Consider the following 7152-nt stretch of genomic DNA (forward strand, 5'->3'; position numbering starts at 1 on the left):
CAGGATAAAGACTTCATCAGAGATTAAGATATTAAAGGAAGCGGCTGCTATTGCTGATGCTGCGTTTACACATATCCTGGATTTCCTGCGTCCAGGGATCTCGGAACTGGATGTATCCAATGAGCTTGAATTCTTTATGAGGAAACAAGGGGCAACCTCTTCTTCCTTCGATATCATTGTAGCATCCGGCATAAGGTCCGCACTTCCGCATGGAGTGGCTACGGATAAAATCATCGAAAAGGGCGATTTTGTCACATTGGATTACGGGGCATACTATAACGGATATGTGTCTGACATCACTCGGACATTAGCAGTTGGCAAGCCAAGTGAAGAACTTATTAATATTTATGACATTGTTTTGGAAGCTCAACTGCGGGGAATGGCTGGGATCAAACCTGGTATGACTGGCAGGGAAGCGGATGCACTAACTCGTAATCTAATTGAAGAAAAGGGATATGGGCAGTATTTTGGTCATTCGACCGGACATGGAATCGGTCTTGAAGTTCATGAAGGTCCAGCATTATCCTTAAGGTCTGATATCATTTTAGAACCAGGTATGGCTGTAACCGTTGAACCGGGCATTTACTTACCGGGTGTAGGCGGAGTGCGGATTGAAGATGATACAATCGTTACAATTGAAGGTAACGAAGCACTTACTCATTCAACCAAAGAGTTAATCATTCTGTAAACATGTACATGTAGGAGGACAAATTTATGATTTCTGTAAACGATTTTCGCACGGGTGTTACAATTGAAGTAGATAATGGAATTTGGCAGGTTATCGAGTTCCAACATGTTAAACCTGGGAAAGGTGCAGCTTTTGTACGTTCTAAACTTCGTAACCTTCGTACGGGTTCAATCCAGGAGAAAACATTCCGTGCTGGTGAAAAAGTCGCTAAAGCACATATTGAAAACCGCAAGATGCAGTACCTTTATGCAAGTGGAGATAGCCATGTATTCATGGATAACGAAACGTATGACCAAATCGAACTGCCTGCTTCAAGCATTGAACGTGAACTTAAATTCCTTAAGGAAAATATGGAAGTACATATCATGACTTTCCAATCGGAAACACTTGGGGTCGAGCTTCCAAACACAGTGGAACTTGAAGTGGCGGAGACTGAGCCGGGAATTAAAGGAGATACATCTTCAGGCGGCACGAAATCAGCCGTACTTGAGACGGGCCTTTCGGTTCAAGTTCCATTCTTCATCAACCAAGGTGACAAATTATTGATCAACACTAATGAAGGATCTTACGTATCACGTGCATAAATGAAAGGAGGCCGAGATTAATTTCTCGGCCTCCGTTTGTAGAAAAAGGTTTCGGAATGTTCTTATTCCGAAACCTTTTTGATTTTTTATTGGATTGGACTCCATGATGACGCAGATGATCTGCTTCTTCCATTTATTCTTGCCAAATATGGAGTGTCACCACTTTCTGATGGTCCTTACTTTCTGTACACTGTGATAAAAATGAACGAGTCGCACAAATGGATTAGGATGATTTGTACACATGATAGCCCTCTTTAATCTCCATTTTACAAGCTGGCACCATTTATTTGGTTTAAAGTAATCATTTCAAGCTGATCTCGCTGAATAGAATCATGTTTAAAAAAGAATCCTTATCACCTCAAGTTTTTTCATCCGCCTATTTTAAAAAGACTGTAGGAAGGGGTCTATCTTAATGTTAAACCAAAGTTGATTGAGAACGGAAGGTACGAGACTCCTGCGGGAAAAGTGTGTCCAAGGGAGACCCCCACAGGCGCAAAGGCGCCGAGGAGGCTCCCGGACCGCCCGCGGAAAACGAGTGCCTGGAGTGGAAATCAACGTCCAAATTGTACAGCCATAAAAAACTTAGGCAAACTCGTTTTCTTCGAATTTGTCTACAGACTGTAGACCGAGATTATTTCTCGGTCTTTTTTTTTGTTTTTTTTTTTGATCTCGGAAGATTAAAAAATCAATAATCGGTCTGTTTCTTTAATAGCCTGTCATCATAATGGGCTTGTCGGCATATATTTTATTGAAAGTGGTGTATACAGGAGGATTGTCAAAATGGAAACGATTCTTTCTTTTTTACCGAAAAAATTAAACGAGCAACTCCGGGGTATGACACCGATGATGATCGATAGGATGGAAGAGCTGCGAATTCGGGTTGGAAGGCCGCTTGAGGTCATCGTGGGAGGGAAACCATACTTCTTTTCCTATGAAGTGACCCATCTGGATGCAGATCAATTATTGAATCAAATAGGTCAATTTTCGTTATATACACTTGAGGAAGAATTAAAGCGAGGTTATATAACCATAGCGGGCGGACATCGGGTGGGGCTTGCTGGAAAGGTGATCCTTGAAAATGGGTCGGTCAAAGCGATCAGGGATATATCCTCATTCAATATTCGGGTTGCGCGTGAAAAAATAGGTGCAGCTGAACCACTCACTTCATATTTGTATGACGAAGAATGGCAGCATACTATGTTGATCGGTGCTCCGCAAACGGGAAAAACGACCATATTACGTGATATTGCAAGAATGATATCCAGTGGTAATGAAAAACGCGGCATCGCCTCTCAAAAGGTGGGGATTGTGGACGAGCGCTCGGAAATTGCCGGATGTGTTCATGGAGTGCCGCAGCTCAAATTTGGAACAAGGGTTGATGTGCTCGATGGATGTCCTAAAGCGGAAGGGATGATGATGATGATCCGTTCAATGTCCCCGGATGTATTGATCGTGGATGAAATAGGTCGTGCAGCAGATACACAGGCTGTGCTGGAAGCGGTGAATGCAGGCATTAAACTCATGATAACCACACATGGCCATACACTGGATGAGGTTAAGAAGCGACCTTTTATCGCTGAAATATTAAAGCAAAACATCTTTGAACGTTTTATAGAATTACAGAGAAGTAAATCCGGTAAGCGGAGCTACAAAGTCCTTGATGCAGCGGGGGTTCCCATTTTCTTGGGAGAAGGTGTGAACCCGCATGTTTAAGATAATAGGAGCAGCGATAATTATTATTGCAACTACATGGGCAGGTTTCGAAGCTTCGAAAAAATTAAGTATGAGGCCTCGTCAACTAAGACAACTGAAAGTCGCCATGCAATCGCTTGAAGCTGAAATCATGTATGGTCATACACCCTTGAAAGAAGCGGCAAGGAAACTTTCTAAACAGATGGCCAAACCTTTATCCATCTTTTTCGATACATTTGCAAATCGACTCGAGTCAGGTGAGACCACCGTCAAAGAAGCATGGGATGATAGTTTAAAGAAAATATGGCAATCCCTTGCTTTACAACAGGGAGAATTCGAGATTCTTTCACAGTTTGGGGAGACGCTTGGAAAAAGCGATAAATATCATCAGCAAAAGCAAATCATGCTAACGATGGCACACTTGGAACGGGAAGAGAGCGATGCACTCGACCGCCAGGGGAAATATGAAAAAATGATGAAAAGTCTTGGTTTTTTAACAGGGCTATTATTGATCATCTTGCTGATGTAGGAATATGTGGGGGGAATGGAAATGGGCATTGATGTGGACATCATATTTAAAATAGCGGGTGTGGGGCTAGTTGTGGCATTTCTTCACACGATACTCGATCAGGTTGGGAAGAAGGAATATGCCCAGTGGGTGACACTTTTCGGATTTATCTATATTTTATTCATGGTTGCTTCTGTTGTAGAGGATTTATTTCAAAAAATTAAATCTGTATTTCTATTTCAGTAAGGGAGGGATTCGCGATTGAAATCATAAAAATCGTGGCCATTGCCCTAGTTGCCACCTTTTTGGCACTGATCGTCAAAGAGCAAAAACCAAATTTCGCATTCCTGCTAGTCGTTTTTGCAGGGTGCTCCATCTTTCTTTTTTTAGCTGACAAAATATACGAAATCATTTTAATGTTAGAAAAAATTGCAGTTAATGCGAATGTAAATACCGTGTATCTAGAGACCATCTTAAAAATAATCGGAATTGCCTATATTGCAGAATTCGCTTCTCAAATTACAAAAGATGCGGGGCAAGGCTCGCTAGCTTCCAAAATAGAATTGAGCGGAAAAATCTTGATTCTTGCCATGGCGATTCCGATTTTGACGGTCATTATCGAAACGATTTTACAGATGCTCCCAAGTTAACGGATTATTCCTACTAGTCAATGAGGTGAATGTATGAAGCAGCGGATGCCTTACTTATCCATTCTATTCGTTTTACTCTTTTTTTTGCATGCATCTATTGGACAAGCTGCCGAAAATCCAGAAAATGGCGAAATCGATCAAGAGCCGATCATGCAGTCCGAACTGGTACAAGCCCAAATAGAAAGGCTGGGTGTCGATGAGCTCAAACAATATTGGGATGACATCGTTACGGAATATGGAGGATTCTTACCGGAAAGCCAGAAAGGGAGCTTTATGGATTTTGTCAGCGGCGATAAGAAATTTTCCTTCGACCAATGGATAAAGGGAATGACAAAATTCATCTTTCATGAACTGCTCGTGAATGGAAAGCTGCTGGGATCACTCATTTTATTAACCGTTTTCAGCATGTTCCTCCAGTCTTTGCAGAATGCGTTCGAGCAAAGCTCCGTAAGTAAGGTCGCTTATGCAATCGTTTATATGGTGCTGATCATTTTGGCACTTAACAGTTTTCATGTGGCGATGGAATATACAAAAGATACGATAGATTTGATGATTTCCTTTTTAATGGCGCTCATCCCCTTACTCTTGGCATTGATAGCTGCTTCAGGCGGACTTGTTTCGGCAGCATTCTTTCATCCGGTATTGATGTTTTTGATGAATACAAGCGGCATCTTGATCCAGTTTGTCGTCCTTCCGTTATTATTCTTTGCAGCGATTTTAAGCATAGTCAGCACGCTGACCGAACATTACAAAGTGACTCAGATGGCACAACTTCTCCGTAATTTTGCCATCGGTATCCTCGGAGCATTCATGACCATATTCCTTGGTGTGATCTCCGTTCAGGGAGCATCGTCAGCTGTAGCAGACGGAGTGACCATCAGGACAGCCAAATTCGTGACAGGTAACTTTATACCGGTAATAGGGCGCATGTTTACCGATGCAACGGATACGGTCATCAGTGCCTCCGTTCTTTTGAAAAATACTGTTGGCTTGTCAGGCGTCATCATTCTCTTGCTCATTACCACATTTCCCGCCATAAAAATCTTGATGATTTCTTTTGTATATAAATTGGCAGCGAGTCTTTTACAGCCGCTGGGCGGAGGTCCTGTAATAAAATGCCTTGACATTATAAGTAAAAGCATGATTTATATTTTCGCTGCATTGGCCATTGTCTCACTCATGTTTTTTTTAAGTGTCACGGTCATTATCGCCTCTGGAAACATTACCCTGATGGTTCGTTAGAAAGGAGGAGGGCTTGGTGAGTTTTTTAGCTGGCTGGGTATCCAACATCATCATTTTTGTATTGCTGGCTACTGTGATTGATATGCTTCTTCCCAATTCAGCTTTACAGAAGTATGCAAAAATGGTCATCGGACTTTTACTGATTGCAATCATCATCACTCCTATATTGGGATTATTCAATATGGATTTCGACGATATTCTCACTGCCGCTACTAGTGAATTTGAGGATCAGGAAAAAAAAGATTTAGGAAATTTGACAGAAATGAAGAAAAAAGAAATACAAGCTACCCAGGGTGCATATATTTTAAAACAAATGGCTGTTGACTTACAGGCAGAAGTGGAAGAGGAGCTGATGGTGGATTATAACATGAAGATTAGTTCAATTGATGTAGGGGTCAAGAATGAGGAAGAACCGGGTGTTGATGATCTGCAGAACATAACCATCTCATTGGAAAAGGCAGAAGGGAAAGAAAACTCGGAGATAGAGGCAGTAGCGAAGGTTGATATCAATGCAGATGGCCCATCCACTTCGAATGATGCCAATCTGGATGCTGTCAAAAGGTTTCTGGCAACAAGTTGGTCTGTTGATGAAGAAATCATTGAAATCGCCGGGGAAAGGAAGTGACTGAGTATTGAACAAAGACAAAGGTCCATTATCCTGGCTGCAAAAACTATTAAATAAAGACCCTGACCAAAAAGAGCCTAAGGAAAAAAAACCTTCCCTGTATGTCTATGCTCTAATAGTTGTCCTTTTGGGAGCGGGAATCATGATGGCCGGGAATTTGTTAACCACCAACCAGACTGGACAAACACCTGAAGTGAAGACTGTATTCAATAATGATAAACAGCAGGATGATGAGGGGGATGTTGAAACATTCGGCCAGAAGAAATCAGAATTCAAGACAACAAAAGACTATGAAATATATCTTCAAAATGAAATGAAGGAAGCGCTTGAATCCATCGCAGGCGTCCAGGATGTAAAAGTCGTGATCTACGTCGATGCATCCGAGAAAAAAGTATATGAAAGAAACAAAGTCACCCAAAAACAAGTCACTGAAGAAACCGACCAGGAAGGCGGAAAAAGGACGGTCGAAGACACATCTGTTGATGAACAGCTAGTTTTGGTCAAGAGCGGTGAAAAAGAAGGACCGATCATTTCGGAAACGAAAAAACCTAGTGTACGAGGAGTCCTGGTTGTCGCTAAAGGGGCCGAAAACATTCAAATAAAGAAGTGGATCATCGAGGCTGTCACACGCTCACTTGATGTACCGAGTCACAGGGTTTCTGTCATGCCTAAAAAATAAGGGGGAAAATCTATATGTTATTAAAAAAACAAACCGTTTGGTTATTGACTATGCTAAGTTTGGTCGTTGTGCTTTCAGTCTATTATCTAACCGCTCCTGAAGAAAATGCCGCCGATATGACGGCAACAGAGCAACAAGAAAATAAAGCAGAAACTAAAACTGAGAACAAAGCGGATACAAAAGGGGAAAATAAAAGTGAAAAAGAAACGAACAAAAATACAGAAGGTTCCTCTGTAACCATTGCATCTGGAGATGAGTTCGAATCGTTAAGGATGCAGATCGAAGATGAACGGGCGAAGCTGAATGAAGAATTGACTGCAAAGATGGGCAACACAGAACTATCAGCTGAAGAAAGAGACGAGGCTTATGCAAAAATCGAACAATTAAGTGAAACGAAAGTAAAAGAAAATATCATCGAAAACTTAATAGTTGCCATGGATTACAATGCCGCACTGGTCCGGGTGGACGGTACGGATGTAAAGGT

Annotated in this window: 10 protein-coding genes; all 10 read left to right on the plus strand. The window is 41.7% G+C overall.

The window, feature by feature from the left end:
• On the plus strand, positions 1 to 688 hold a 688-nt coding region (locus tag ACFVSH_RS20865; protein WP_387707626.1), incomplete at its 5' end, for a M24 family metallopeptidase.
• Between the two features lie 26 nt (positions 689 to 714).
• Positions 715 to 1272 (plus strand): elongation factor P, encoded by a 558-nt coding sequence (gene efp / locus ACFVSH_RS20870; protein WP_192205468.1) that lies wholly within the window; start codon positions 715 to 717, stop codon positions 1270 to 1272.
• 780 nt (positions 1273 to 2052) lie between these two features.
• Positions 2053 to 2985: a stage III sporulation protein AA gene (gene spoIIIAA / locus ACFVSH_RS20875; protein WP_387597888.1), complete on the plus strand. Its 933-nt coding sequence runs from the start codon at positions 2053 to 2055 to the stop codon at positions 2983 to 2985.
• Positions 2978 to 3493: a stage III sporulation protein SpoIIIAB gene (gene spoIIIAB, locus ACFVSH_RS20880; RefSeq protein ID WP_387707628.1), complete on the plus strand. Its 516-nt coding sequence runs from the start codon at positions 2978 to 2980 to the stop codon at positions 3491 to 3493. The genes spoIIIAA and spoIIIAB overlap by 8 nt, the downstream gene beginning before the upstream one ends.
• Positions 3494 to 3514: 21 nt before the next feature.
• Positions 3515 to 3718: a stage III sporulation protein AC gene (spoIIIAC, locus tag ACFVSH_RS20885; RefSeq protein WP_034308319.1), complete on the plus strand. Its 204-nt coding sequence runs from the start codon at positions 3515 to 3517 to the stop codon at positions 3716 to 3718.
• Between the two features lie 14 nt (positions 3719 to 3732).
• The gene (gene spoIIIAD, locus ACFVSH_RS20890) at positions 3733 to 4122 is read left to right on the plus strand and encodes a stage III sporulation protein AD (protein ID WP_228467710.1); all 390 of its coding nucleotides are present in this window, start codon (positions 3733 to 3735) and stop codon (positions 4120 to 4122) included.
• Positions 4123 to 4155: 33 nt separating this feature from the next.
• Positions 4156 to 5364: a stage III sporulation protein AE gene (gene spoIIIAE / locus ACFVSH_RS20895; RefSeq protein WP_192205462.1), complete on the plus strand. Its 1209-nt coding sequence runs from the start codon at positions 4156 to 4158 to the stop codon at positions 5362 to 5364.
• A 16-nt stretch (positions 5365 to 5380) separates the two neighbouring features.
• The gene (spoIIIAF, locus tag ACFVSH_RS20900) at positions 5381 to 5989 is read left to right on the plus strand and encodes a stage III sporulation protein AF (RefSeq protein WP_387597883.1); all 609 of its coding nucleotides are present in this window, start codon (positions 5381 to 5383) and stop codon (positions 5987 to 5989) included.
• Positions 5990 to 5996: 7 nt separating this feature from the next.
• Complete coding sequence (gene spoIIIAG / locus ACFVSH_RS20905) at positions 5997 to 6668, plus strand: stage III sporulation protein AG (RefSeq protein ID WP_063233088.1); 672 nt, start codon at positions 5997 to 5999, stop codon at positions 6666 to 6668.
• Between the two features lie 14 nt (positions 6669 to 6682).
• On the plus strand, positions 6683 to 7152 hold a 470-nt coding region (locus ACFVSH_RS20910), incomplete at its 3' end, for a SpoIIIAH-like family protein (RefSeq protein WP_387707630.1).

Source organism: Peribacillus sp. NPDC058002, from assembly GCF_042886655.1.
In the GTDB taxonomy this organism is placed as follows: Bacteria; Bacillota; Bacilli; order Bacillales; family DSM-1321; genus Peribacillus; species Peribacillus aracenensis.

What these genes read in the sequence shown, in the direction of transcription:
- spoIIIAA (WP_387597888.1), top strand. Translation starts at nt 2,053, where the DNA reads ATGGAAACGATTCTTTCTTTTTTACCGAAAAAATTAAACGAGCAACTC.
- spoIIIAB (WP_387707628.1), top strand. Translation starts at nt 2,978, where the DNA reads ATGTTTAAGATAATAGGAGCAGCGATAATTATTATTGCAACTACATGG.
- spoIIIAE (WP_192205462.1), top strand. Translation starts at nt 4,156, where the DNA reads ATGAAGCAGCGGATGCCTTACTTATCCATTCTATTCGTTTTACTCTTT.
- efp (WP_192205468.1), top strand. Translation starts at nt 715, where the DNA reads ATGATTTCTGTAAACGATTTTCGCACGGGTGTTACAATTGAAGTAGAT.
- spoIIIAC (WP_034308319.1), top strand. Translation starts at nt 3,515, where the DNA reads ATGGGCATTGATGTGGACATCATATTTAAAATAGCGGGTGTGGGGCTA.